Genomic DNA, 26,291 nt, shown 5'->3' on the forward strand with positions numbered 1-26,291 from the left:
CCATTTAATCGCTCCGCTGCCACTTAGGATTGTTTTTAACAACTCTTGTGTTATGTTTACGCCACTTTGATCGCGTTTTTAAACAAAAGTCTCCTAATATAAAAGTCAATAAACAGTTATTGATTGACTAAATAATCTTGAGGAGTACAGTGGCGCCCAAAGTATGGAGTGCTTGTCTTTCTCAGGGAGTGACTTGGCAAGATCACATCTCGATATGTGTTGATGTTGTTTTTCTAAGTCACTGTTGGATCGAGTGTTTCCCGATAAACAGATATGGCTATTCTTAGGCAAGGAATCAAGCCGGTGTTACAGGGAGACGCCGATTTATGGATACAAGCACGAGTAGTGTCTATTCATAACAACATTTAAGAGTATTGCGATCATGCCGATGTCACTCGGAAACGCGTTTATCAAGAACTTTCTTGGTAAAGCACCAGATTGGTACAAAGTTGCCATCATTTCTTTCCTTATTATCAATCCTATCGTTTTTTTCTTTGTCGACCCATTTGTTGCTGGCTGGTTACTCGTCGCGGAGTTCATCTTCACACTAGCCATGGCACTGAAATGCTACCCTCTTCAACCTGGTGGTTTGCTGGCAATCGAAGCCATTGCAATAGGTATGACAAGTGCTGAGCAAGTGAAGCATGAGCTAGTCGCGAATATCGAAGTATTGTTGCTGTTGGTATTCATGGTTGCCGGCATCTACTTCATGAAGCAGCTGCTGCTCTTCATCTTCACCAAAATATTGCTAGGCATAAAATCGAAATCAATGCTATCTGTCGCCTTCTGTTTCGCGGCAGCATTCTTGTCTGCATTCCTAGATGCACTGACGGTGATTGCGGTTGTTATTAGTGTTGCTGTGGGTTTCTATGCTATTTACCACAAAGTCGCTTCTGGTCAGGGCCCTCATGCGTCACACGACCACACACAAGACGATCACCTTTCAGAGCTAACGCGTGATGACTTAGAAAACTACCGCGCATTTCTTCGCTCTCTTCTTATGCATGCAGGTGTTGGTACAGCGCTAGGCGGCGTAATGACGATGGTTGGTGAGCCTCAAAACTTAATTATTGCCGACCAAGCCGGTTGGAACTTCGGCGAGTTCATTATTCGAATGCTTCCAGTGACAGCGCCTGTCTTCGTCTGCGGTCTAATTACTTGTGTGCTAGTAGAGAAACTCAAGGTATTTGGCTATGGCGCGCGTCTACCAGATAACGTTCGTCAGATTTTGGTCGATTTTGATACGGAAGAGCGTAAAACACGAACAAACCAAGACGTTGCGAAACTGTGGGTTCAAGGTCTAATCGCTGTATGGCTGATCGTTGGTCTTGCTCTTCACCTTGCTGCCGTCGGTTTGATTGGTCTGTCAGTTATTATCTTGGCGACTGCATTTACCGGAGTGATTGAAGAACATTCGATGGGTAAAGCGTTTGAAGAAGCACTTCCATTTACAGCGCTGCTTGCCGTATTCTTTGCCGTGGTTGCCGTGATCATTGATCAAGAGCTGTTCAAACCTGTTATCGACGCAGTACTTCATGTCGAAGACAAAGGGACTCAGTTAGCTCTGTTCTACGTCGCTAATGGCCTGCTTTCTATGGTGTCTGACAACGTGTTCGTTGGCACGGTCTACATCAACGAAGTGAAAACAGCGCTTGTTGAAGGTGTCATCACTCGCGATCAGTTCGACTTACTTGCTGTTGCTATCAACACCGGTACTAACTTGCCGTCTGTCGCGACACCGAATGGTCAAGCTGCATTTCTGTTCCTACTAACGTCTGCGCTTGCGCCATTGATTCGTCTGTCTTACGGCCGCATGGTAATTATGGCTCTGCCATACACCATCGTTCTTGCACTGGTTGGCTTAGCGGGCATTGTATTCTTTGTTGAGCCTATGACGGCTTGGTTCTACGATGCGGGTTGGATCATGCATCACACTGGCGATGTCACTCACGCTGTTTCTGGCGGGCATTAATTGCAGTTATTAAAAAGTTTTTGTTGCTACTGAAACTTTTACACGATAAAAAGCTCTGATTAGTCAGAGCTTTTTTTATTCTATCAGGGTACCCCGTTGAACATTCTTTCTACGATTAAAACATTTTCTCAAGGCAGGCTGTCTTGGTTACTTCTTCTGCTGTTTGTCATTTTCTTCGAAGCGTGCGCACTGTTCTTTCAACACGTCATGATGCTTTCCCCTTGCGTGATGTGCATCTACGAACGTGTCGCGATGTTAGGCGTCGGTGGCGCTGCGCTTATTGGTCTTATCGCTCCAAATAACCCTGTTATCCGTTGGCTTGGTCTCGCTTCGTGGGGAGCAAGTGCCTATAAGGGCTTGGCGCTTTCACTGCAGCACGTCGATTACCAGTTCAATCCATCACCTTTCGCTACGTGTGATTTATTTGTCACTTTCCCAGATTGGGCACCACTAAACCAATGGGCACCTTGGATGTTTGAAGCCTATGGCGACTGTAGCAAGATTGTTTGGCAGTTCCTGACACTATCAATGCCACAATGGTTAGTTGTCATTTTCGCTGGTAATCTTGTCGCGCTAAGCGTTATCGTTATTGCCCAATTTGCCAAAAGTAAAAACTAACCAATCAAGTAAATAACAAAGGGTTGACGGGAGATCGTCAGCCCTTTTTTGTCAGTATTGGCATACTGACTACCCCTCGAGAATTAACAAGCCAGCACGCCAATTGTGGATACAAAAAGGGTTAGCTAGACGCTAACCCTTAATGCATTGACTCACCTGTGTTTAGTTCATATCCCGCCCTGGCGCTGGAGCTAAGACTTCTCGGTTACCATTGTGTCCAGGCGCACTCACGATACCTTGAGCTTCAAGCTGCTCGACAATCCGTGCAGCTCGGTTGTAGCCAATTTTGAATCGACGCTGAACGCCAGAGACCGAACCACGCCTAGATTGAACAACGTGCTCAACAACTTGATCGAATAGTGGGTCCATCTCTTCTTCGCCTTCTGGTTTTTCCCCAGGAAGCAGCCCCTCCGGTCCTTGGTCGCCATTGGTGATCTCTTCGATATAGTTAGGCTTACCACGAGCCTTCCAGTTATTCACCACCGCATGGACGTCGTCATCGGATGCAAATGCACCATGAACACGCACGGTGTGACTTGAACCTGGAGGCAAGTAGAGCATGTCACCCATTCCAAGCAATGACTCAGCACCACCTTGGTCTAGGATAGTACGCGAGTCCGTTTTGGTTGATACAGTAAACGCCACCCGCGTTGGGATGTTTGCTTTGATAAGACCAGTAATGACATCTACAGACGGTCGCTGTGTTGCTAAGATAAGGTGAATACCCGCAGCACGGGCTTTTTGAGCAAGTCGAGCAATTAACTCTTCTACTTTCTTACCTACCACCATCATCAGATCGGCAAACTCGTCGACAATCACCACGATATACGGCAGCTTTTCAAGCAATGGCGCGGTCTCGTCCATGCTGTCACCTGGCTGCCAAAGTGGATCATGAATTGGATGCCCCGCCTCTGCCGCCATTTTCAACTTATCATTAAAGCCTTTGATGTTACGTACGCCAAGCGCTGACATCAGTTTGTAGCGACGCTCCATTTCCCCCACACACCAACGCAGTGCATTTGATGCGTCTTTCATATCCGTTACAACTTCGGACAACAAATGTGGAATGCCTTCATATACAGAAAGCTCCAGCATTTTCGGGTCAATCATGATAAAACGCACATCTTCTGGCGTCGCTTTGTAGAGCATACTCAGAATCATCACGTTAACACCGACCGACTTACCTGAGCCCGTAGTACCAGCAACCAACACGTGAGGCATTTTAGATAAGTCAGCAACTACCGCTTCACCTGCAATGTCTTGACCTAGTACGACTGTCGTTGGAGATTTGGCTTCGATAAACTGCTGGCTACCAACAACATCTGAGAAGAATACGGTCTGACGACTCATATTCGGCAGTTCAAGACCAACGTAAGGTTTACCCGGTATCACCTCAACCACGCGCACAGCCATGGCAGACAACGAGCGTGCTAAATCCATAGACAGACCTGAGATACGGCTCACTTTGACACCCGGTGCCAAATCGAGCTCAAAGCGCGTAATGACAGGCCCAGGGAAAATATCCACCACTTCCGCTTTTATTTTGTAATCGGCTAACTTAGCTTCCACAAGGCGGGCGATCTCTTCGAGTGCAGCTCGGTCTATGAAGTTTTCACGTTTTTCTGGATGATATAGCAATTCCAGCGTCGGCATAGGCTCTGCCGGTTTAGGCAAGTTAGGTTCATGCTGTACCAAAAACGGATTTTGCTGAGCCGCAACTTTTGCCTGAGCATCCGCGACAAGATCTTGGAACGCTGCGACATCCTGATCGCCAGCGTCCTCCTCTTCAACAGTAGTATGGTGAAGATCGTTAACCGTTGGCTCAAATGTGTGTTGCGGCTCATCGTCAGCCACATCAAAACTTGAGATCACTGGTTCCTGATGCGTTGGTTCAGGCTCTACATGTTGCGTAATCTGTTCTAAGTCATCGTGGTCTATCACTGGCTGAGTAATCTCACGTTCCTCTACCACTTGTTCGACTTCGTTCCAAGGCATAGGGTTATCAATGCTTTGATTGCTTGGCGTAGGCTGAGTTGAGTGTTGCTCATAAACGTCAGAACTGTAGTGCTCTGCCCCTTTCGCAAAGTCATCATCCATTTGTGCGGCAGCTTCAAGCTCTTCGATCGTCGCACCTAGCTGACGAGTGCGCTCTGTTGTCGGTTCTTGAACAGAAGAGAGCGTTGGCGACGTGACAACCTTAGGTGTAATAGTATCAATCGGGTCACTGACTCGCCCTTGTGGCACAGCCTCCGGTTCAGGGTCTGAAAAGGTTGGCTCTTGGCGGGTTTCCGGCATGTGAATATTAAAGCGGCGCTCATTAGTTACTGTTTCACCTTCAGCTTCTAACGTGTCCTTCGCCGTCAGAACAGGTTCTTCTTCCTGTTCAGCATCATGTACTGGCTCTGCCATCTCTGGGACAGAAAGTTGAGGCTCGAGCACTTCCTCTCTCTCACCTCGCACACGATTAAGCAACGCGGTCAATCCAGATATCGTGGTTTCGCCTAACCAATCGACAATGCTCAACCACGAAATGCCCGTCAACAAGGTAAACCCCGCTCCCCATAGAAACAGCAACACCAAGGTTGTCCCAAGTAGATTCAGTGTCGGTAAAGCCAAGCTGGTCAGTACGTCACCAATGACACCACCGGAAGAGAAGTACCAAATATCGTCAAAGTTGATGTCCGCCAGTCCACAGCTGGTGAGAATTATAATGGTCAAGCCCAATAGGCGCGTACCCCATAGCATTAGGTCTATCGGGTCATTTTCATCACGCTTTCGTAACATGATCCACGCTGCGACAGTAACGATAAATGGGATTGGATAAGCGAGTGAACCAAAAGTAAAAAACAAAGTGTCAGCAAACCAAGCTCCGACCAAACCTCCGGCATTATCCACCTGCCCTCCCCAAGCGGTTTGAGACCAAGAAGGGTCAGCGGGGCTAAATGTTAACAATGCGACTGATAGCAATATAGAAAGCAGTACAATCACAATCAGACTGCACTCTTTAAGACGCTGAGGACCATTCAAGCGAGTCGACTGAGGTTCCTCACCCGTTTTGATTATCGTTTCGACTTTATTTTTGTTCTCTTTGAACATAACCAACTTATCTATTGAAGCGACCGCTCACAGCTGTTGAACGGTAAGAAAAAAATAGCCCGAGCAGCAACGCTACTCGGACTATCGATTTAACCATATCAGGGCTTAAAACCCAATTCCCTAAAGTCAGAATATCGAAAGGTATTTTCCTGACTAACGAGTTTTGATGACAAGTTGATTGGTTTGCTTCACTTCTTCCATAACCACGTAGGTACGCGTGTCATTGACACCCGGAAGACGAAGTAACGTATCACCTAGCAGCTTGCGATAAGCGCTCATGTCTGACACGCGTGTTTTCAACAAGTAGTCAAAATCACCAGAGACCAGATGACACTCTTGGATATCATCGAGTTTTTGAACAGCGGTATTAAACTGCTCAAAGACGTCAGGTGCACCACGATTTAACGTAATTTCAACAAACACTAATAGAGAGGCATCAAGATATTGCGGATTTAGCAACGCTGTATAGCCCGTAATATACCCCTGACGCTCTAATCTGCGCACACGCTCCAAACAGGGTGTCGGGGAAAGACCAACACGCTTAGAGAGCTCTACATTCGAAATACGACCGTCTTTTTGCAACTCATTAAGAATGTTGCGGTCAATACGGTCTAGATCCTTGGACGGCTTTTTATTGTTGTCTGCCATTTTTTATTCCACCTTATTACTTCCTTGCAAAAAAATATACTACAACTTTTTAATATTCAGTATCAAATTTTATCAAAATACACCTATACTAGATATTAATTCGATACAATTACCCTACATATAGTTAATCTAACTAACATACTAAATACAACCAATATAAAATGAGGAGTCAGGATGATTATTGGCGTACCTAAGGAAATCAAAAACCACGAATACCGTGTAGGCATGATCCCAGCAAGCGTTCGCGAGCTAGTGTCTCAAGGTCACCAAGTTTTTGTTGAAACCAATGCCGGTTCAGGTATCGGTTTTTCAGACGATGATTACATCGCTGTAGGCGCATCCATTCTTCCTACTGCTGCTGACGTTTTCGCGAAAGCAGAAATGATTGTAAAGGTTAAAGAACCTCAAGCTGTCGAGCGCGCAATGCTTCGAGAAGGGCAAATTTTATTTACGTATTTGCACCTAGCACCAGATTTTCCACAAACTGAAGAGCTAATCAAGAGCAAAGCTGTCTGCATAGCATATGAGACTGTAACAGATAATATGGGTCGCTTGCCACTACTTGCGCCAATGTCTGAGGTTGCAGGCCGCATGTCTATTCAAGCAGGTGCACAAACTCTAGAGAAATCTCACGGTGGTCGAGGTCTTCTACTAGGTGGCGTACCAGGCGTTGAACCAGCGAAAGTTGTTGTTGTCGGCGGCGGTGTTGTTGGTGCTAACGCAGCACGCATGGCAGTGGGTCTACGTGCAGACGTAACCATCCTTGACCGAAACGTTGATACTCTTCGTCGTCTAGATGAGGAATTCCAAGGCCGTGCAAAAGTGGTTTACTCTACAGAAGATGCCATCGAGAAGCATGTTCTAGAAGCAGACCTAGTGGTTGGTGCCGTACTCATCCCTGGTGCAGCAGCTCCTAAGCTAGTAACAAAAGAGCACATCGCGAAGATGAAACCAGGTGCGGCTGTGGTTGACGTAGCAATCGACCAAGGTGGTTGTTTCGAAACATCACACGCGACAACACACGCAGATCCTACGTACATTGTTGACGATGTCGTTCACTACTGTGTTGCAAACATGCCAGGCGCTGTTGCTCGTACTTCAACATTCGCACTGAACAATGCAACATTGCCTTACATTGTTAAGCTTGCGAACAAGGGCTACCGCGAAGCACTTCTTGCAGATAAAGGCTTCCTAGAAGGCCTAAACGTTATCCACGGTAAGGTAACGTGTAAAGAAGTCGCAGAGAGCTTCGATCTTGAATACGTAGACCCAGCAGAAGCTATTGCAATGTTCAACTAATGTTGAATAGCATCAGATAACAAAACGCTCGCTTCGGTGAGCGTTTTTTGTTTGGGGAAGTTGGGGAAACTGCGTCAAACCAAGCAAGGCGCTGGCTTTAGGATTAAACGCCCTGCTCTACGGTTTGAAAAAGATAAGACAATGGAGATTGACAAATCGTAAGTGATTCAAACTTAATAAGATTTAAAACCAGCGTTCTAATGCGCTTTTATCAAGCTGACTGAATGCGCGATTGAGGATGTGTGCCAACTCTTTGTAGCGAGGTCGCGCTTTCATGGGCTCTAGGGCAAAACCACTTTCAACGATTTTCTGATGAATCTCTCGGTACCAACCTGCCAAACTCGGTGGCAATTGGGTATTGGCACGATTACCAAGCCACCACATGCCTTGAACAGGCATACTGATTGCGAACAATGCCATAATTACAGCTTGGGGCATCGCGTCATAGTTGTTGAATGCCATTTGCGTTAAAACACTGATGGCAGCGATGGCTGGCATGACTTTCACACCGAATCGAGTCGCCTTGATAATGCGTTGTTCAGGAAAGAGCATATTGAGCTCTTTTCGCATTGGCCAAGTATCCATGTATTTTTGTCCATCGCGTAGGCTATGGACTAATCCAGCTTTATTACTCATACGACTCTCTCACTTCATTGTTGGGGCCAAACTAAAATTAAGTTGAAAGATTCAACTATTGGCGCAAAAAATTGATGAAAGTTAATATTCTTTCAAATTTTTTTGTTATCATTGCGCATTATCGTTATCCTTTGCGGACCCACAATCTCATTGTTGCTGTTATTTACAATTTAAGCAACTCTTGAGACCTTTCTGCAGCGGATGCAAAGGTGGTGATTTGGACCATCACTGTCTTTTATACGGAATTCGAAGTTTTTTTGACCAAGATTAGTACGCAGCTTTTCGCGCTTCGTCTATTCTTGTGATTAATTTTTATCCTAACTGATTATTACAGGTAGTCACTCATGTCAAAGCTAGTTTTAGTTTTAAACTGCGGTAGTTCTTCTCTTAAATTTGCTGTTGTTGATGCAGAAAGCGGTGATGAGCATCTAACAGGTCTTGCAGAATGTCTGCACCTTCCAGAAGCTCGCATCAAGTGGAAACTTGATGGTAAGCACGAAGCTCAACTAGGTAACGGTGCAGCTCACGAAGAAGCACTAGCGTTTATGGTAGAAACTATTCTTGCTTCTAAGCCAGAACTTTCTGAAAACTTGGCTGCGATCGGTCACCGCGTTGTACACGGCGGCGAGAAGTTCACTCAGTCTGCACTAATCACTGACGACGTGCTAAAAGGCATCGAAGACTGTGCAACTCTAGCACCTCTTCACAACCCTGCTCACATCATCGGCATCAAAGCGGCTCAAAAATCATTCCCAGCACTGAAAAACGTTGCTGTGTTTGATACTGCTTTCCACCAAACAATGCCTGAAGAGTCTTACCTATACGCTCTTCCATACAACCTATACAAAGAGCACGGTATCCGTCGTTACGGCATGCACGGTACTTCTCACCTATTCATCACTCGCGAAGTGGCTAACATCCTTGGCAAGCCAGTTGAAGAAGTTAACATCATCAACTGTCACCTAGGTAACGGTGCGTCTGTTTGTGCAGTTAAAAACGGTAAATCTGTAGATACTTCAATGGGTCTGACTCCTCTAGAAGGTCTAGTAATGGGTACGCGTTGTGGCGACATCGACCCTGCGATCATCTTCCACCTACACGATACGCTTGGTTACTCAGTTGAGAAAATCAACAACATGCTAACGAAAGAGTCAGGTCTTGCTGGTCTTACAGAAGTGACTTCTGACTGTCGTTTCGTTGAAGACAACTACGGCGAAAAAGAAGAAGCGACTCGCGCGATGGACGTATTCTGTCACCGTCTCGCGAAATACGTTGCTGGTTACACTGCATCTCTAGAAGGCCGTCTGGACGCTATCGTATTCACTGGTGGTATCGGTGAAAACTCTGGCCCAATCCGTGAAATGGTTCTTAACCGTCTAGGTATCTTCGGTATCGAAGTAGATGGCGAAGCTAACCTTAAAGCTCGTTTCGGTGGTGAAGGTACTATCACAACTGAAAACAGCCGTATCCCAGCAATGGTTATCTCTACTAACGAAGAGCTAGTTATCGCTGAAGACACTGCACGTCTAGCAGGTCTTTAATTGACTTAACCGGCTGACCCAACGTCAGCCGGTTTTCTTACTAAGGGGCTCAGCTCCTATTCTTTGCTCTGCTTGGAATATGAGTTGAGCTTTTATCCCCAATAGCTATAGGTACTCTACGAATGTCTCGTACTATTATGCTTATCCCTGCAAGTGCTGGTGTTGGTCTTACTAGCGTAAGCATGGGTGTTCTTCGCGCAATGGAGCGCAAAGGCGTTAAAGTTTCTTTTTACAAGCCAATCTGTCAGCCACGCTCTGGCGGCGATCAACCTGATCTAACTTCAACTATCGTTGGCACAAACAGCGATGTGAAGATCGGTCAACCTCTTGCAATGTCTGTTGCTGAAAGTCTAATCGGTAACGACAATATGGATGAGCTGCTGGAAACAGTGGTTGAGCGTTACAACCAAATCAACAAAGATGCAGACGTAACGCTAATCGAAGGTCTTGTACCAACGCGTAAACACCCATTCGCGAACCAAGTAAACGCTGAAATCGCAGCAACACTTGGTGCAGAGATTGTTCTAGTTGCGACTCCAGGTACTGATAACCCGGCGCAGCTAAAAGAGCGTATCGAAGTAGCGTGTTCTAACTTCGGCGGCACTAAGAACAAAAACATTTCTGGCGTGATCATCAACAAGCTAAACGCGCCTGTTGACGAAGCTGGCCGTACTCGCCCTGACCTGTCTGAAATCTTTGACGATGCAGACAGCGCGAAGCAAAACGAAATGAAAGTGATGGAGATCTTTAACACATCTCCAATCCGTGTTTTGGGTTGCGTGCCATGGAGCATTGACCTAATCGCGACTCGTGCTATCGATATGGCGAAACACCTAAAGGCGGATATCATCAACGCGGGTGACATCGAATCTCGTCGTATTAAGAGCATTACTTTCTGTGCGCGTTCTCTGCCAAACATGATTGAGCACTTCAAGCCAGGCTCACTTCTTGTCACTTCAGCAGATCGCCCTGATGTTATTGTTGCAGCAGCGCTAGCAGCAATGAACGGTGTTGAAATTGGCGCCGTTCTACTTACTGGTGGTTACGACATCCCAGAAGAGATCGTTGGCCTATGTAAGCCTGCGTTTGATTCAGGTCTACCAATCTTCAAAGCACAAGGTAACACTTGGCAGACGTCTCTAAACCTACAGAGCTTCTCTATCGAAGTTCCTGCAGACGATAAAGAGCGTATTGAATTCATCAACGAGCACGTAGCTGGCAACATCGATGGCAACTGGATCGAGTCAATGACTGAGGGGACTCAGAAGTCTCGTCGTCTAAGCCCACCAGCATTCCGTTACCAACTGACTGAGTTTGCTCGTAAAGCTGGTAAGCGTATCGTTCTACCTGAAGGTGATGAGCCACGTACAGTGAAAGCGGCAGCTATCTGTGCTGAGCGCGGCATTGCAGAGTGTGTGCTTCTAGGTAACCCAGAAGAGATCAAACGTGTTGCTGCGCAGCAAGGTGTTGAGCTAGGTGCTGGCGTAACGATCATCAACTCTGATGAAGTGCGTGAAAACTACGTAGCGCGTCTCGTTGAGCTACGTGGTCACAAAGGTATGACTGAAGTGGTTGCGCGTGAGAAGCTACAAGACTCTGTATTCCTAGGCACTATGATGCTTGAGAACGACGAAGTTGATGGCCTAGTTTCTGGTGCGGTTCACACGACTGCAAATACTATCGTTCCTCCGTTCCAAATCATCAAGACTGCACCTGATGCGTCTATCGTATCTTCTGTATTCTTCATGCTGCTACCAGACCAAGTACTGGTTTACGGTGACTGTGCGATCAACCCAGATCCTACAGCAGAGCAGCTTGCTGAAATCGCTATCCAATCTGCAGATTCTGCTGCCGCATTCGGTATCGAACCACGCGTTGCGATGATCTCATACTCGACTGGTGAGTCTGGTAAGGGTGCAGACGTAGATAAAGTACGCGAAGCAACTAAGTTGGCTAAAGAGAAACGCCCTGATCTCATTATCGACGGCCCTCTACAGTACGACGCTGCTATCATGGAAAACGTTGCTGCTTCTAAAGCGCCTAACTCTCCAGTAGCAGGTAAAGCGACCGTATTCGTATTCCCAGACCTAAACACGGGTAACACGACTTACAAAGCGGTACAACGTTCAGCGGATCTAGTCTCTATCGGTCCAATGCTTCAAGGTATGCGCAAGCCTGTAAACGACCTTTCTCGCGGCGCTCTAGTTGACGACATCGTATACACTGTAGCTCTGACGGCAATCCAAGCTGACCAAGCGGCTCAAGCTCAAGAAAAAGTGGTTAACTAAACACTTTTTTGAATGACAAAGCCCACGCAATTGCGTGGGCTTTTTAATACCTAAAGCCATAATTTAACTATCACGTCCATGAGCAGACTCTAAGTCCAAATCTGGCCCTTTCGGTACGACTTGTGTCGGATTAATTCCAGTATGGCTAAAGTAGTAGTGACGCTTAATATGATAAAAATCCGTCGTCTCCTTGATGCCCTTAACTTGATACAGCTCTTTCATATAGCCATTCAAATGCGCATAGTCGGCAATACGCTTTTTATTGCACTTAAAGTGGCCAACATAGACTGCATCAAATCGAATCAAAGTCGTAAACAGTCGCCAATCTGCTTCCGTGATCACATCTCCGGCCAAGTAACGATTTTTTGCTAGGTGAGCATCCACTGTATCTAGCGCATCAAATAGTCCCTCAAATGCCTCTTCATACGCCTCTTGAGTCGTTGCGAAGCCACAACGATACACGCCGTTATTGATATTTGGATAAATGAAATCATTCCACTTATCGATCGTATGACGAAGGGCTTGTGGGTAGTAATCATCGCGATTGCCTGTTAAGTCATTAAACGCAGAGTTAAACATACGGATAATTTCAGAAGATTCGTTGCTTACAATGGTAATGGTTTTCTTGTCCCACAGTACAGGAACCGTGACGCGACCAGTATAGTCCGGCTTTGCTTGTGTATAGATTTGATGCATACGGGTGTGACCAAACAAAGGCTCTGGTAGCCCCATTTGCCATCCTTCGCTCATCATATCAGGGCAAACAACGGTTACATCAATATGATCAGTTAAACCTTTAAGCTCGCGAAAAATAAGCGTTCTGTGCGCCCAAGGACAAGCGAGTGAAACGTACAAATGGTAGCGTCCGCTTTCTGGTTGAAATTCGGCGTCTGCACGGTTTTCTACCCAATGTCTAAAACCCGCATCTTCACGAATAAACTTACCGTTGCTCGATTTCGTGTCATACCAAACGTCATGCCAAACACCTTCAACTAACTTACCCATATCGAGCTCCTTTAATCCGATTGATTTCGCCCAGTATAAAAAAAGCCAACTCTCTAGAGACTAGAAGGAGTTGGCTTAGTTGTTCGAATTATTCGAATGATCAGAAATCAAAAAAAGCGCGACTCCCGAAAGATGCCGCGCTTGAGCCCGTCACAGGCTGAATTACTTACACGCTAACGTGGAGACACGATACCGCGTGAACGTCACTACCTTCGATCGTCGGCTTAGTTTGTGCACATGCTTCTGTTGCTTTAGGGCAACGAGTACGGAATACACAGCCTGACGGCGGGTTAATAGGCGAAGGAAGGTCGCCTTCTAGCATCTCGATATGCTTATTGCGCTCGAGTTTTGGATCTGGAATTGGAACCGCTGACATTAGTGCACGCGTGTATGGGTGCTTAGGATCGGCAAACAGCGCTTCAGCTTCACCCAACTCTACCGCATTGCCCAAGTACATCACCAGAACACGGTCAGAGATATGTTTCACTACTGACAAATCGTGGGCAATGAAGACAAGCGATAGACCCAGTTCTTTTTGCAGCTCTTTCAGTAGGTTCACAACCTGAGCTTGAATCGACACATCAAGTGCAGAAACTGGTTCGTCACAAATGATCATCTTAGGTTTAAGGATCAGTGCACGTGCAATACCGATACGCTGACACTGACCGCCTGAAAACTCATGTGGGTAACGGTTGATTACGTTTGGAAGCAGACCAACTTTTGCCATCATCTCTTTTACGCGCGCTTTAACTTCGTCTTTAGAAAGCTCTGGGTAGAAGGTTTCTAGAGGCTCAGCAATGATATCACCCACGGTCATACGTGGGTTCAATGATGCAAGTGGATCCTGGAAAATCATCTGGATCTCTTTACGCGTTTCACGGCGCTGCACTTCCTTCATCTTGGTTAGGTCTTGACCTAGCCAAAGTACATCACCATCAGTCGCTTCAACAAGACCAATGATCGCGCGAGCAAACGTCGACTTACCACAACCAGATTCACCTACAACCCCTAAAGTTTCACCTTCATAGAGACGCACGTTAACGCCGTCTACGGCTTTCAAGTTTGAAGGCTTTGTCCAAGGCCATGCCGATTTTGCTGCAATGCTAAAGTGAACTTTAAGATCTTTAACGTCTAGGATTAGGTTCTTATCAATACTCATTTTTTCCAAGCCTCCCACTCTGAAAAACATGCACGCTGACGACCGTCACCAAATGGCGTCAAGATTGGTGCTTCCTGCTTACAACGATCCATTACTCGGTGACAGCGCTCTTGATATGGGCAGCCTGTTGGTAAACGAAGTAAGTTAGGCGGGTTACCTGGAATTGTCGGAAGAATCTCACCTTCCGTATCTAAACGAGGGATCGCTTTTAGCAGCCCTTCTGCATAAGGGTGGCTTGGGTTGTAGAATATTTCATCAACCGTACCGTACTCCATCGTACGGCCTGCGTACATCACAAGTACTTTGTCACATGAGCCAGCCACTACCCCTAGATCGTGGGTAATCATAATGATAGCTGTATTGAACTCACTCTTAAGCTCGTTCAATAGCTCCATGATCTGTGCCTGTACTGTTACATCCAATGCTGTTGTTGGTTCATCAGCAATAAGCAGTTTAGGACGACATAGCAGTGCCATTGCGATCATCACACGCTGACGCATACCGCCTGAGAACTCGTGTGGGTACATAGTAATACGCTTACGAGCTTCTGGGATTTTTACTGCTTCAAGCATACGAACAGACTCTTCGAACGCTTCTGCTTTGCCCATGCCTTTGTGCAGCATCAGAACTTCCATCAACTGGTCACTAACCTTCATGTAAGGGTTTAGTGACGTCATTGGGTCTTGGAAGATCATTGCGATCTGTTCAGCGCGTACTTTGTTTAACGCACTTTCGGGAAGGTTCAGAATTTCATTACCTTCAAATTTCGCACTACCAGAGATAATACCGTTCTTAGCCAGTAGCCCCATGATAGCGAAAACAGTTTGTGATTTACCTGAACCAGATTCACCTACGATACCTAATGTCTCGCCCTGATTCAGAGAAAAGTTTAAATCGTTGACTGCGGTTACGATACCATCTTGCGTGGTAAATTCGACTCGCAGATCTTTGACATCTAATAAGCTCATCATTGCTTCCTTAATCTTTTTTATAGATTTTGTAATTTATTGCTTTTTAATTATCTGTCTTTTGGATCCAGCGCATCGCGCAGGCCGTCACCAACATAGTTGAAGCAGAATAGTGTCACAACCATGAACGCTGCTGGGAATGCCAACTGCCAGATTGCTACTTCCATTGTTTGCGAACCTTCTTGAAGAAGCGCGCCCCAACTTGTCATTGGCTCCTGAACACCAAGACCAAGGAATGATAAGAACGATTCAGTAAGAATCATGCTCGGGATTAGAAGCGTTGAGTAAACCGCAACAATACCCAATACGTTTGGAACGATATGACGAGTGATGATCTTCCACTTACTCACACCACAAACGTGCGCCGCTTCGATGAACTCTTTGCTACGCAGGCTCAACGTTTGACCACGTACGATACGAGCCATGTCTAACCAAGCAATTGCACCGATAGCAACAAAGATAAGAACAATGTTACGACCGAAGAACGTTACTAGTACGATAACTAGGAACATAAAAGGTACAGCGTAAAGGATTTCTAGAATACGCATCATAATTCGGTCAACTTTACCACCGATAAAGCCCGACGCCGCACCATATAGGGTACCAATCAGTACCGCTACAAATGCGCCCATTACACCTACCATCAGTGAGATTCGACCACCAACTAAGGTACGTACATACAAATCACGTCCTAAGCTATCGGTACCAAACCAGTGCTCTGCATTTGGACCAACGTGCATTGCATACCAGTCAGTATCGTCAAATGTGTAAGGTGCGATCATTGGCAAGAAGATAACGGCTAGCGTCATCAACGTAAGTAGAAACAGACTCACCATTGCCGCTTTGTTGCGCATAAAGCGGATGCGGGCGTCTTGCCATAAACTACGGCCTTCAATTTCCAGATTTTCTGCAAATTTTTCGACCGCTTCTAAATTCTCTTTTTTCGTTAACATAACCAAACTTCCCTGTTAGTAGCGAATTTTCGGGTCAATCATTGCTAGTAAAATATCAACGATCGCGTTGAATAGAATAAATAGGAAACCAATCAAGATGGTTACACCCATTACTAGCGAGTAGTCACGGTTAAAGGCAGCGTTAACAAACAGCTTACCGATACCCGGAAGTCCGAAGATCGTTTCAATGACAACCGAACCTGTGATGATGCCTACAAATGCAGGGCCCATGTAAGAAACTACAGGTAGAAGTGCTGGTTTAAGCGCGTGTTTAACAACGATGTAACGGTAGCTTAATCCTTTCGCACGAGCGGTACGGATAAAGTTACTGTTTAGCGTTTCGATCATCGAACCACGCGTAATACGTGCAAATGTTGCAACGTAGAGGAGTGACATACCGATTACAGGTAAGACAAGATACTTGGCACTACCGTCATGCCAACCACCAGCCGGGAACAAATTCCAATGCAGTGAGAATAGGTAGATTAGTGCTGGTGCGAGTACAAACGACGGCATAACAACACCTATCATCGCGGTAGACATAATGGTGTAGTCGACCCACGTGTTGTGCTTCAAGGCCGCTATCGTACCTACAGTCACCCCCATAAGCACAGTAAAGATAAAGGCGATGAAGCCCACTTTAGCTGAAACTGGTAGTGCAACAGAGATTAGCTCGTTTACCGAGTAATCAAGGTACTTAAATGAAGGACCAAAGTCCCCTTGAACCACATTGAATAGATAGGTTGTGTACTGTTCAAAAACAGGCTTATCAAGGCCGTATTTAGCTTCGATATTGGCCATTACTTCAGGTGGTAACGGTTTTTCGCTTGAAAAAGGGTTACCAGGCGCAAAGCGCATGAGAAAGAAAGATACGGTGATCAATACCAACATTGTTGGGATCGCCTCAAATATCCTTTTTGCGATGAATTTAAGCATAAACTCACTCTTTCAGTCTGTGACATTTAAATTAAAGAAATCCTCAATCCAACGAATTTAGATTGAAGAGAGGCGCTGCATGCGATTTCTCACATGCAGAGCCTAGTTTTTATAGTTCTATCTGCTCAGATTATTGAGCTTTGATGTAAAGATCTTTTGAGTAGATCTTCTCTTCCGCGTTCGCTGATGGGAAACCACCAACGTGTGGGTTTAGTAGACGAGAACGTACGTACTGGTAGATAGGTGCGATTGGCATATCTTTAGCCATTAGCTTCTCAGCTTCTAGGTAAAGTGCTGTACGCTCTTCTTCTGAAGTCGAGTTTAGAGCTTTGTCGATTAGCGCATCGTAATCTTTATTGCCCCAGTGCTGACCGCCAGTTGTGTTCTTGCTTACCATTAGCGTTAGGAATGAAGAAGCTTCGTTGTAGTCACCACACCAACCTGCGCGTGATACTTCGAAGTCACCTTGATCTTTCGTAGATAGGTAAGTTTTCCACTCTTGGTTTTCTAGAGTAACGTCTAGACCTAGAGTCTTCTTCCACATTGAACCAAGTGCTACCGCAATCTTCTTGTGGTTTTCGTTAGTGTTGTATAGAAGAGTAAACTTAAGTGGGTTGTCTTTGCCGTAGCCTGCTTCAGCTAGTAGACGAGCCGCTTCCGCGTTACGATCTTTTTGAGACATTTGACCGTATGCTGGTAGCTCTGGGTTGAAGTTCGCTGTGATTTCCGGAGTTAGGAAGTAAGCTGGCTTTTGACCTTGAGCAAGAATTGCATCAGTTACGATATTACGGTCGATAGCGTAAGAGATCGCTTTACGAACACGTACGTCATCAAATGGTTTCTTCTTCGTGTTGAATGAGTAGTAGTAAGTACATAGGCTACCTTCAACTGATACAGATTCTGGATGCTCTTTCTTCAGGCGCTTGAAGTGCTCTGTCGGAAGAGTAGAAGTGAAGTCAATTTCACCTGAAAGGAAACGGTTCATTTCTGCAACCGCATTCTCGATTGGTAGGAATGTAACCTTGTTTAAAACTGTATCAGCGTTATCCCAGTACTGTTCATTACGCTTAAGTTCTAGGCGCTCGTTCACAACCCATTTGTTTACAACAAACGCGCCGTTACCAACGAAGTTCTCAGGTTTAGTCCACTGATCGCCGAACTTCTCTACTGTCGCTTTATGAACTGGTTTCATTGTTGTATGGCCAGTCATCATAACGAAGTATGGTACAGCTGTTTCTAGCTCAACCACTAACGTGTGGTCGTCTACAGCTTTAACACCTAGTTCAGCTTTATCTTTCTTGCCTGCAACGATGTCTTTAGCATTCTTCATCTTGGTGTATTCCATGTACCAAGAGTAAGGAGAAGCTGTCGCTGGGTCTACTGCGCGTTGGAAAGAGTAAACGAAATCGCCTGCTGTTACAGGGTCGCCGTTAGACCATTTAGCGTCTTTGCGAAGTTTGAAAGTGAAAGTTTTGTTATCTGCTGTTTCCCAAGACTCAGCGACACCTGGGATAGTGTTGCCTTCTGCATCTTGATTCACCAAGCCTTCAAGGATATCACGAATAACGTGTGATTCTGGAACGCCTTGAGATTTGTGAGGGTCGATTGTCGCAACTTCAGTACCGTTACCACGTACCAATTCTTGCTTATCTGCTAGTTTTACGCCAGCTGGAACATCAGCTGCAAGAGTTGCGGTAGAGGTTGCTGCCACTGCTAGACCAGCACCTAAAAGAAGGGCTTGAGTGATTTTGTTCTTATACATGCTTAAAACTCCAAGTTTTTCATTTGCATCCATGACTTCTTTGCAAGTTCACTAGAACGGACAGTGATTTAGATTTATTTAGCGCAAAAAATAAGCACAAAAATCTAAAACCTCACAAAGATTGCGGCACACATTATCAATCATTGAAGTAATTTGCCATAAAAATGTAGCAAAAAATCGTATAATTCTCCGATTACTTCAACAATTCGGCAAAAAACACCATCAAAATAAATAAAATCAGAATATTTGATTGAGATATTTCTAAGACCCAGATTGACGTGCCAATTTATCTATAAAGACACTAGCTCGTAGCATCTTGTGCTAGATATTGTGCGGAAAAATTAACATTAAGTATGTAAAGCAGATAACAATTAACTACATTCCTCTCGTCTGATCAGACGAAATGTGAGGAGAATCACTGTTGGAGCGGTAAAACTAGAGGTTCCAGTGGATTTCACTTCAAGAAACATTAACAAAATCAATGATGTCAGTGACTTATCGTTATTTTCTTGGATTATTCAGGGAAGTATAGGTACTTGAGGGATTTTCTGAAGAGCAGATGGGCGGAGACCCCAGCCACATCCCGGCACACAAGTCACTCGCTGCGGCTGCTTCCTTCCGGACCTGACCGAGTTCACGAGCTATTGTTGCGGGAGGACCAGGGCCTCCATAGATTTTGTTTCCTTAGCTGTGCTGAGGAGTGCGGGGATTATCTGCCATCCCCTATGTTATTTCAAGCAGAATCACCGAAAAAATGGTGTTTTTGATTCAACTGCTTAGTGTGTAACCACTATTGGTTCAAACAAACAACTTTTGAGCGGGTCTCTTTCGTTTTAACGTAATCACGACGCGCATGTTTATGCTCATACATTGCTAAATCGGCTTGGTGCATGACTTCTTGTAAACTCATAAACGATCGCCCTGCTTCAGAAGCCCCAAAAGCCAAAGACACGTTAAACGAGAGACTTCGGTCGTGCGATACAAATGGAATCGTGCTCAACCTCTGTTTTAACTGGGCAAGACGAGGCGGGGCTATTTTTCCAACCAGAACGAATTCGTCCCCACCAATACGATAGCTACTGCCATGCCAACACCGTTCAATATGACCACTCACACAGCGCAGTACTTGGTCACCCACTTCATGTCCGTAGGTATCATTAATTTGCTTGAACTTGTTCACATCGAGATAAATCAGAGTTTCATCACCGTTTACACCACTGCGGTACTTTTGCTTCAGCGCTCGACGATTCTTAAGACGGGTCAAGTTGTCAGTGTTTGATTGACTGTGCAAGTACATCGCCACCACCACCAAAAAGCCAAGCACTAACATAAACAGAATTTGGCTTTTACGAGAAAAGGCTTGTTCAGCCTGAAGTGTCGCTTTCCAATTTGGTTGATAATCGTATTGAGACACAATTCTCTCGACATCTATCATCTTAAGGGCTCGCGTAAATAAAGGGGCCAATGAAGCGCCGAGCTCATTCTTCGCAAACCCAATTGCTATCGGTGACTCGTAATAGCTGCCGATCAAAGACTCTTCCACTAAAGGCAGGACATAGTCCGAGTCTCGTAATCGTTTGTTGAAGTTCGCGCGACTCACCGCCAAATAATCGATTTCCTCATTGAGTAGTGCATCAAACAGCTCGTCATCGCTCGAAAATGCGTGCAGTGTTTTGTTCGGTAGTCGCTGTGAAAGTAGCTCTTGATAGAAGTCGTCTCTAACCACACCGATTCGTTCCGCGATGAGTTCAGACACATTACTGTAAACGTCTTCTTTATACCCTTCCCTTTTCACTAGGATCGCTTTTGGGAAATAATAGGGGGCAGAGAAGTAAGCAATGTTTTTGCGACTCTCCGATATCGCCATCGGAGACAACAAATCAATTTTCCGGTCAATTAAATCGTGGTACATGCTTTCCCAAGACTCATCCTTTGTACTCACAATATCGCACGACAGCATTAAAATTGCGCAGGCTTGCTGCACAACATCTGCTGTGATTCCTGATATAACTCCATCAGGGTGATAACTCGCAAACTGACCAATATCCTCTATTTTGACTCTAAGGGGCTTCTGGTAGTTAATATTGCTGTCGATGACGGATTGACGGAGTGCCTGCTTTCGGAGATCAAATTGGTACTGTTTTACCGCTTCTCTTAGTTGTTTTTGTACCTCGGCGCTATGTACATAATCTTCAATTTTCGTCAGCAGAGGCATGTGCGTGTTTTTCGGCGAGATAATTGAGACAGGTTTGATCATCAACTGATGATTTAGAAGTTGAGCATCGAATCCAGCGAGCAGCATTGGTTTGAGTTGATTAATCGCATCAACCACACCATCAACTTGGTGTGACTCAATTAAAGACTTCGCATGTTCATGGCCGCTGTATTCGATGAGTTCAATGGATGGATAGTTGGCCGCTATCAGCTGTTTGTATATCGTTCCAGCGGGTACGCCTACTATACTGACCTGATCTAGATCGGCATTAATGAGGCTGTAGAGATACGTGTACTCTATGTTGGTTGGGCTAGTAAATTCAAAATCGCGTGCTCTTTCGTAAGTGAAAGTCACATTTGCGGCAAAATCAGCATCCGACGTCTTTACTGCGTTGAGTATCGCGCTAAAACTTGGGTAATAGACGTATTCGACGTTAAGTCCAAATTTATCTGAAATGGCATCAAATAGAATACGTGTCACAACATCGTCCGCTTCCATCGCCACTTTATATTTCGTACTCGCTACCGCCGAGTGCGCATACATCACAAAACAACATATGCACCACACGCGCCAAAAGTAAGCCATCCTAGCCGAATCCTACCTGAATAATTATGATTTCTACGCGACTCTGCCTATATGATGTAAAAAATAACAAACGTTCAAACACTATTGTTCCTTCCGTTAGAAATTAGCGAACAATGAACCACTTGAAATGTTAAATTTTTACACCACTTGTTAAGGCGAGCAAATAATGTGCAATTCTGACACACATGAGTGCATATGCCAACTGCATATAATGAAAGCTATAATTGACTATTTATATGCCTGACTCTTCTTCCGCACTGCGTAAAATATAATCGGTCATCCATGCGGTGCCCAATAAGCAAAGCCAGACAACAAAGACAGGGTTAGGAACATCGATGTTGGGAGAAACAACTAAAGCCGCGAAACCAACCGTGGGTAACGTCCAGCATAATAGTTTGGTCCACTTGAAGGACTTAAGACGCGAGAGGCTCTCCATTGATGCCATGATGCCAGTGACACAAAGCGCTAACAGCGCCGCATAGGGGAGCCCAGCAATCCACATTGGGAAGACGAGGAAAAGCGCCCACCAGCGATGGGTTGTCGAGCGACTCCAATGTGCAGCAGCCCACCATGTTGCAATCACCGACAGTGTTTGAACAACAGTCACGATGGCCTCGCCAGCCAGTTTACCCGATGCTTGTGTCACCATAATTCCGACTTGAAGCGTCAAAACGATGAGAGCAGCGGTCAACACAACACCAATGCTGCTTCGTTTTGAGAATACAACCATAAGTAAAGGGAAAAGTACCCAAACACTAACAGACAGGGCGATAGGTTGGTGAGGAAGCGTTAGCCCATAAGTGGTCATTGCGGCCATTAACACTAAACCAGAGACACCACCTTGAGGTAAAATCCAGAGCGCGGGAATGAGTAAAGCTAAAACCGGAATATCGCCTTCACTTAAACTGATCGCACGTGCACAGACAATCGCTAACAAAGTTGTTATTAAGAACTGAAATGTAGAAAATACCATGCCCTCTCCTTACTCCATTCCCTGGAAAACTGAACTAGGACTTAAAGATTATGGACCAATTTCTGATGCAAATCTTTGCAGTAATTCACCAAATTCCATGCGGGAAAGTAACAACTTACGGTGAGGTCGCAAAACTGGCAGGTTATCCTGGCTATGCACGCCATGTTGGCAAAGCACTAAATAAACTCCCAACTGGAAGTAAGCTCCCATGGCATCGAGTAATTAACAGCCAAGGAAGAATCTCATTAAAAGGAGAGGATTTGGTTCGTCAACGTCATGCCTTGATAGAAGAAGGAGTCGACGTAACGAATGATGGGAAGGTGCGCTTGAAGATCTATCGATGGCAGCCATAACGCTACCATCAATAAATTCGGACTAGTTAACTCCGATGAGCATCAATGAAACGTTGTCGCTGTTAGCTTCATCTGTGATCACTGGGTAAGAGGTATCCGTGATAAAACGAAGCTGACCATTCACTTCAATACGAGCGCTTACGCTGTATCTGTGTCTTGGGTCAATCTTTGCGCTGTCATACGCCAAATCAAATGCAAATGGAACTTGCGCGCCATTTGTTTCAAAACGGTGTTTAGCGATTACTTTCGCGGGTGCATCCGCAAGAGAGACATCTTGAAGTGTCACCGTTACCAATGCATCGCCCGGCAAAGCAATTCGCTCTCGGTAAGCGACTGTACCTGTGATCGATTGAATCTGCGCTTGATCTGCCTCTTTATTCGATGACTGACACCCAACCAAAACCGCGCCTAGAACCACTGACATTACTGCAAATAGTGCTTTTTTCATTAAAGCCTCTCCTGAAGGTAAATTCACGCAGATTATAGGTAGGGTTTATCTAACTGTCATTACTATCGCTCGTCAGTTGACAGATTCTTTACGCAACTTGGTTCTTGCTGACAATTAACTCAAACAGTTGTTTCTACAATCACTTATTGCATAAAATGTTAGGTATCATGAACAATAAGGGCCAACGTATGAGTAAACCGTTGAACGAACTGCTCAATTTGTTGCAGTTAGAAAAACTAGAAGAAGGTCTTTTTCGTGGCCAAAGTGAAAACTTAGGACTGCCTCAGGTATATGGGGGGCAAGTGATCGGCCAAGCGTTATCAGCCGCTCGCTACACGGTCGAGCCTGAGCGTACCGTACACTCGTTCCACAGCTATTTTCTCTATCCAGGAGATCCTGAAAAGCCCATTATCTATGATGTGGAAAACCTTCGTGATGGCAAAAGCTTCAGTACGCGACGTGTAAAGGCAATTCAAAATGGGCGCCCTATCTTTTATCTTACCGCCTCCTATCACGGTGAAGCGCCGGGCTTCGAGCACCAAAACAGCATGCCTGAGATTCCAGGGCCGGAGAATTTCGCGTCGGAATCCGAGTTAGCGGCAAGAATCGAAGCGTACTTGCCAGAAAAAATCAAGAAAGCCTTCTGTGGTGAGAAACCTATTGAAATGCGGCCTGTCACAGTCGTTAACCCACTCAACCCTAAAAAAGTGGAACCAAAACAGTACTTGTGGATTCGGGCAAATGGTGAGATGCCTGATAATCAGTTGATTCATCAATACTTGCTTGGTTATGCGTCTGATTGGGGCTTCTTGGTTACTGCACTGCACCCGCACGGGGTCTCTTTGATGACCCCGAACTTTCAGGTTGCAACCATTGACCACTCTATCTGGTTCCACCGACCGTTCAAAATGGATGAGTGGCTGCTTTACGTCATCGAAAGCCCAACGGCAAGCAACACTCGCGGTTTAGTGCGGGGTGAAATCTACAATCGAGAGGGTCACCTCGTTGCCACCGCAGTACAAGAAGGCGTAATGCGCTTTACTCAATAAAAATGTAAGGAGTGACGCGTCACTCCTTAACCTTTGACGATGTCTAAATCGGCAAAGCGGTCGTATATTTGATGGGTTCCATAGCAAAAGTGGAAGTCACATTCGATAACCCTTTCACACTATTGACCATTCGCTTATAAAACTCATCAAAGCACTTCATATCTTTCACCAAGACTTTCATCATGTAATCGTATTCACCAGCCATACGATAAAACTCCATCACTTCAGGAAATTCGCTGACGGTGGTAACAAAATTGTGGTACCACTCGTGTGAATGGTCACTCGTCTTCAGTTGTACGAAGGCAATAAATGATAAGTCGAGCTTTTCGGCATTCAGCAATGCGACTCGCTTCTCTATGTAGCCCTCATCTTCTAGTTTTTTCAATCGTTTCCAACACGGGGTTGTCGTTAGATTGACGTGCTCTGCTAACTCATTGAGAGAGAGCGTGCCATCGGATTGAAGCAACGAAAGGATCTGCGTATCTATCTTGTCTAAACTCATTTTGCAAATTACCAGATTGGGAGAAAATAATTCTCCAATAAGACATTTTAAAAACAATAATAGCAAAGTTTTTCTCTCTTCTTAGAGGTAAATTATTGCCATAGATAAAAACAACTACCCTACGATTTTCGAGGAATCAAGTTATGTGTACAGACCACAACTGGATTAACAACGCAGTACGAAAAATCGAAGCTGATTTTCAACGTTCAGCAGACACTCACCTTTTCAAGCTCGAGCTGCCGTCTCTTGAAGGCATCGACATCTATCTCAAAGATGAAAGTACCCACCCAACAGGTTCGCTCAAACATCGATTGGCTCGTTCGCTGTTTCTTTATGCGATTTGTAACGGATGGGTTGGTCCTGAAACAACAGTCATTGAAGCATCTTCAGGCAGCACTGCAGTGTCTGAAGCTTACTTTGCACGATTGCTTGGTTTGCCTTTCGTTGCTGTAATGCCCAAATGCACTGCTCGCAAGAAAATAGAACAGATCGAATTTTACGGTGGTAAGGCGCACCTGGTTGACCGTTCTGACCAAATATATGATGAATCTCGTCGCCTAGCGAAAGAGTTAAATGGTCACTATATGGATCAATTCACCTACGCCGAGCGCGCAACAGACTGGCGTGGAAACAACAATATTGCCAATTCCATCTTTAGCCAAATGAAGCTCGAAGATCATCCAATCCCAAGTTGGGTTGTCATGAGCCCAGGCACAGGGGGAACCTCTGCGACCATTGGCCGCTTTATCCGCTATCAAAAATACGATACAAAACTGTGTGTCGTTGACCCAGAGAACTCCGTTTTCTTTGATTATTTCAATTCTGGAAACGCAGAGCTTAAAGGCGAAAACGGCAGCAAAATTGAGGGGATCGGTCGTCCTCGTGTCGAGCCTAGTTTTATAGCTGGTGTGGTCGATGAAATGCGCAAAATCCCCGATGCTGCAAGCGTTGCAACTGCCCATTGGTTGTCTGGCTTGATCGGACGTAAAGTCGGTGCATCAACAGGGACTAACTTATACGGGGTTCTTCAGCTTGCATGTGAAATGAAGCAACGAGGTGAAACAGGATCAATCGTAACGTTGTTATGTGACTCTGGTGAACGCTACCTCGACACTTACTACAATGCACAATGGGTAAAAGAGAACATTGGCGACATTCAGCCTTACCTAGCACAACTTGAAATTATTCAGTCGAAAGGCTGCGTTGAAGCTGCATGCTGCGGTCCAATCACTGAATAAAATCAGACTTCATATACAGAAACAGCCCACTCACTTAGCGGGCTGTT

At 45.4% G+C, this 26,291-nt stretch carries 21 protein-coding genes and 1 other RNA gene; 8 read left to right on the forward strand and 14 right to left on the reverse strand.

What is annotated here, in order from left to right; genetic code table 11:
- Positions 1-382 precede the first annotated feature (382 nt).
- Together nhaB and dsbB are read left to right on the forward strand one after the other, a co-directional pair.
- Positions 383-1,972 carry a Na(+)/H(+) antiporter NhaB gene (nhaB, locus tag ACUALS_RS08910; RefSeq protein ID WP_005472994.1) on the forward strand — a complete coding sequence of 530 codons (1,590 nt, stop codon included), beginning with the start codon at positions 383-385 and terminating at the stop codon, positions 1,970-1,972.
- A gap of 96 nt (positions 1,973-2,068) precedes the next feature.
- Complete coding sequence (gene dsbB / locus ACUALS_RS08915; RefSeq protein ID WP_454448208.1) at positions 2,069-2,590, forward strand: disulfide bond formation protein DsbB; 522 nt, start codon at positions 2,069-2,071, stop codon at positions 2,588-2,590.
- A 162-nt stretch (positions 2,591-2,752) separates the two neighbouring features.
- Here dsbB and ACUALS_RS08920 read toward each other — a convergent pair whose 3' ends face one another.
- Both ACUALS_RS08920 and lrp read right to left on the reverse strand, forming a co-directional pair.
- Positions 2,753-5,686, reverse strand: a complete 2,934-nt coding sequence (locus ACUALS_RS08920) for a DNA translocase FtsK 4TM domain-containing protein (protein ID WP_454448209.1) — start codon at positions 5,684-5,686, stop codon at positions 2,753-2,755.
- A gap of 153 nt (positions 5,687-5,839) precedes the next feature.
- A complete protein-coding gene (gene lrp, locus ACUALS_RS08925; RefSeq protein WP_004414493.1) occupies positions 5,840-6,334 on the reverse strand; it encodes a leucine-responsive transcriptional regulator Lrp in 495 nt (164 codons plus the stop codon).
- A 174-nt stretch (positions 6,335-6,508) separates the two neighbouring features.
- On the opposite strand from lrp, the gene ald reads away from it, so the two are divergent.
- A complete protein-coding gene (ald, locus tag ACUALS_RS08930) occupies positions 6,509-7,633 on the forward strand; it encodes an alanine dehydrogenase (protein ID WP_038134180.1) in 1,125 nt (374 codons plus the stop codon).
- Positions 7,634-7,816: 183 nt separating this feature from the next.
- Here the strand turns inward: ald and yfbV are convergent, their stop codons facing one another.
- Positions 7,817-8,269 carry a terminus macrodomain insulation protein YfbV gene (gene yfbV / locus ACUALS_RS08935; RefSeq protein ID WP_005473057.1) on the reverse strand — a complete coding sequence of 151 codons (453 nt, stop codon included), beginning with the start codon at positions 8,267-8,269 and terminating at the stop codon, positions 7,817-7,819.
- Positions 8,270-8,613: 344 nt separating this feature from the next.
- On the opposite strand from yfbV, the gene ACUALS_RS08940 reads away from it, so the two are divergent.
- On the forward strand, positions 8,614-9,810 hold the full coding sequence (locus ACUALS_RS08940; protein ID WP_005473041.1) for an acetate kinase: 1,197 nt from the start codon (positions 8,614-8,616) through the stop codon (positions 9,808-9,810).
- Between the two features lie 122 nt (positions 9,811-9,932).
- Positions 9,933-12,098, forward strand: a complete 2,166-nt coding sequence (gene pta, locus ACUALS_RS08945) for a phosphate acetyltransferase (RefSeq protein ID WP_038134178.1) — start codon at positions 9,933-9,935, stop codon at positions 12,096-12,098.
- 63 nt (positions 12,099-12,161) lie between these two features.
- Here pta and ACUALS_RS08950 read toward each other — a convergent pair whose 3' ends face one another.
- The 9 genes from ACUALS_RS08950 to ACUALS_RS08990 all read right to left on the reverse strand — a co-directional run bounded on the left by ACUALS_RS08950 (position 12,162) and on the right by ACUALS_RS08990 (position 22,654).
- Complete coding sequence (locus tag ACUALS_RS08950) at positions 12,162-13,103, reverse strand: glutathione S-transferase family protein (RefSeq protein ID WP_454448210.1); 942 nt, start codon at positions 13,101-13,103, stop codon at positions 12,162-12,164.
- Positions 13,104-13,269: 166 nt separating this feature from the next.
- On the reverse strand, positions 13,270-14,262 hold the full coding sequence (oppF, locus tag ACUALS_RS08955) for a murein tripeptide/oligopeptide ABC transporter ATP binding protein OppF (protein WP_454448211.1): 993 nt from the start codon (positions 14,260-14,262) through the stop codon (positions 13,270-13,272).
- The gene (oppD, locus tag ACUALS_RS08960) at positions 14,259-15,230 is read right to left on the reverse strand and encodes an ABC transporter ATP-binding protein (protein ID WP_038134175.1); all 972 of its coding nucleotides are present in this window, start codon (positions 15,228-15,230) and stop codon (positions 14,259-14,261) included. Before oppD ends, oppF begins: the two co-directional genes overlap by 4 nt.
- Before the next feature lie 50 nt (positions 15,231-15,280).
- Complete coding sequence (oppC, locus tag ACUALS_RS08965) at positions 15,281-16,183, reverse strand: oligopeptide ABC transporter permease OppC (RefSeq protein ID WP_005473085.1); 903 nt, start codon at positions 16,181-16,183, stop codon at positions 15,281-15,283.
- Between the two features lie 15 nt (positions 16,184-16,198).
- Positions 16,199-17,119 (reverse strand): oligopeptide ABC transporter permease OppB, encoded by a 921-nt coding sequence (gene oppB / locus ACUALS_RS08970; protein WP_005472942.1) that lies wholly within the window; start codon positions 17,117-17,119, stop codon positions 16,199-16,201.
- Positions 17,120-17,249: 130 nt separating this feature from the next.
- Positions 17,250-18,881 (reverse strand): ABC transporter substrate-binding protein, encoded by a 1,632-nt coding sequence (locus tag ACUALS_RS08975; RefSeq protein WP_038134697.1) that lies wholly within the window; start codon positions 18,879-18,881, stop codon positions 17,250-17,252.
- Positions 18,882-19,448: 567 nt separating this feature from the next.
- Positions 19,449-19,545, reverse strand: an RNA gene (gene ffs, locus ACUALS_RS08980) — signal recognition particle sRNA small type.
- A gap of 126 nt (positions 19,546-19,671) precedes the next feature.
- A complete protein-coding gene (locus ACUALS_RS08985; RefSeq protein ID WP_454448212.1) occupies positions 19,672-21,681 on the reverse strand; it encodes a diguanylate cyclase domain-containing protein in 2,010 nt (669 codons plus the stop codon).
- 232 nt (positions 21,682-21,913) lie between these two features.
- Complete coding sequence (locus ACUALS_RS08990) at positions 21,914-22,654, reverse strand: VP0952 family biofilm-associated protein (RefSeq protein ID WP_038134170.1); 741 nt, start codon at positions 22,652-22,654, stop codon at positions 21,914-21,916.
- Between the two features lie 50 nt (positions 22,655-22,704).
- On the opposite strand from ACUALS_RS08990, the gene ACUALS_RS08995 reads away from it, so the two are divergent.
- Positions 22,705-23,007, forward strand: coding sequence for an MGMT family protein (locus tag ACUALS_RS08995; protein WP_039627764.1), 303 nt, complete (start codon positions 22,705-22,707; stop codon positions 23,005-23,007).
- 22 nt (positions 23,008-23,029) lie between these two features.
- Here ACUALS_RS08995 and ACUALS_RS09000 read toward each other — a convergent pair whose 3' ends face one another.
- Positions 23,030-23,455: a YbaY family lipoprotein gene (locus ACUALS_RS09000; RefSeq protein WP_331402425.1), complete on the reverse strand. Its 426-nt coding sequence runs from the start codon at positions 23,453-23,455 to the stop codon at positions 23,030-23,032.
- Positions 23,456-23,643: 188 nt separating this feature from the next.
- On the opposite strand from ACUALS_RS09000, the gene tesB reads away from it, so the two are divergent.
- The gene (gene tesB, locus ACUALS_RS09005) at positions 23,644-24,504 is read left to right on the forward strand and encodes an acyl-CoA thioesterase II (RefSeq protein WP_038192633.1); all 861 of its coding nucleotides are present in this window, start codon (positions 23,644-23,646) and stop codon (positions 24,502-24,504) included.
- 43 nt (positions 24,505-24,547) lie between these two features.
- Here the strand turns inward: tesB and ACUALS_RS09010 are convergent, their stop codons facing one another.
- The gene (locus ACUALS_RS09010; RefSeq protein WP_005473090.1) at positions 24,548-25,006 is read right to left on the reverse strand and encodes an Lrp/AsnC family transcriptional regulator; all 459 of its coding nucleotides are present in this window, start codon (positions 25,004-25,006) and stop codon (positions 24,548-24,550) included.
- Positions 25,007-25,149: 143 nt separating this feature from the next.
- On the opposite strand from ACUALS_RS09010, the gene ACUALS_RS09015 reads away from it, so the two are divergent.
- Positions 25,150-26,244, forward strand: coding sequence for a PLP-dependent cysteine synthase family protein (locus tag ACUALS_RS09015; RefSeq protein ID WP_038134164.1), 1,095 nt, complete (start codon positions 25,150-25,152; stop codon positions 26,242-26,244).
- Positions 26,245-26,291 lie beyond the last annotated feature (47 nt).

This window comes from Vibrio sp. NH-7 (assembly GCF_053643215.1).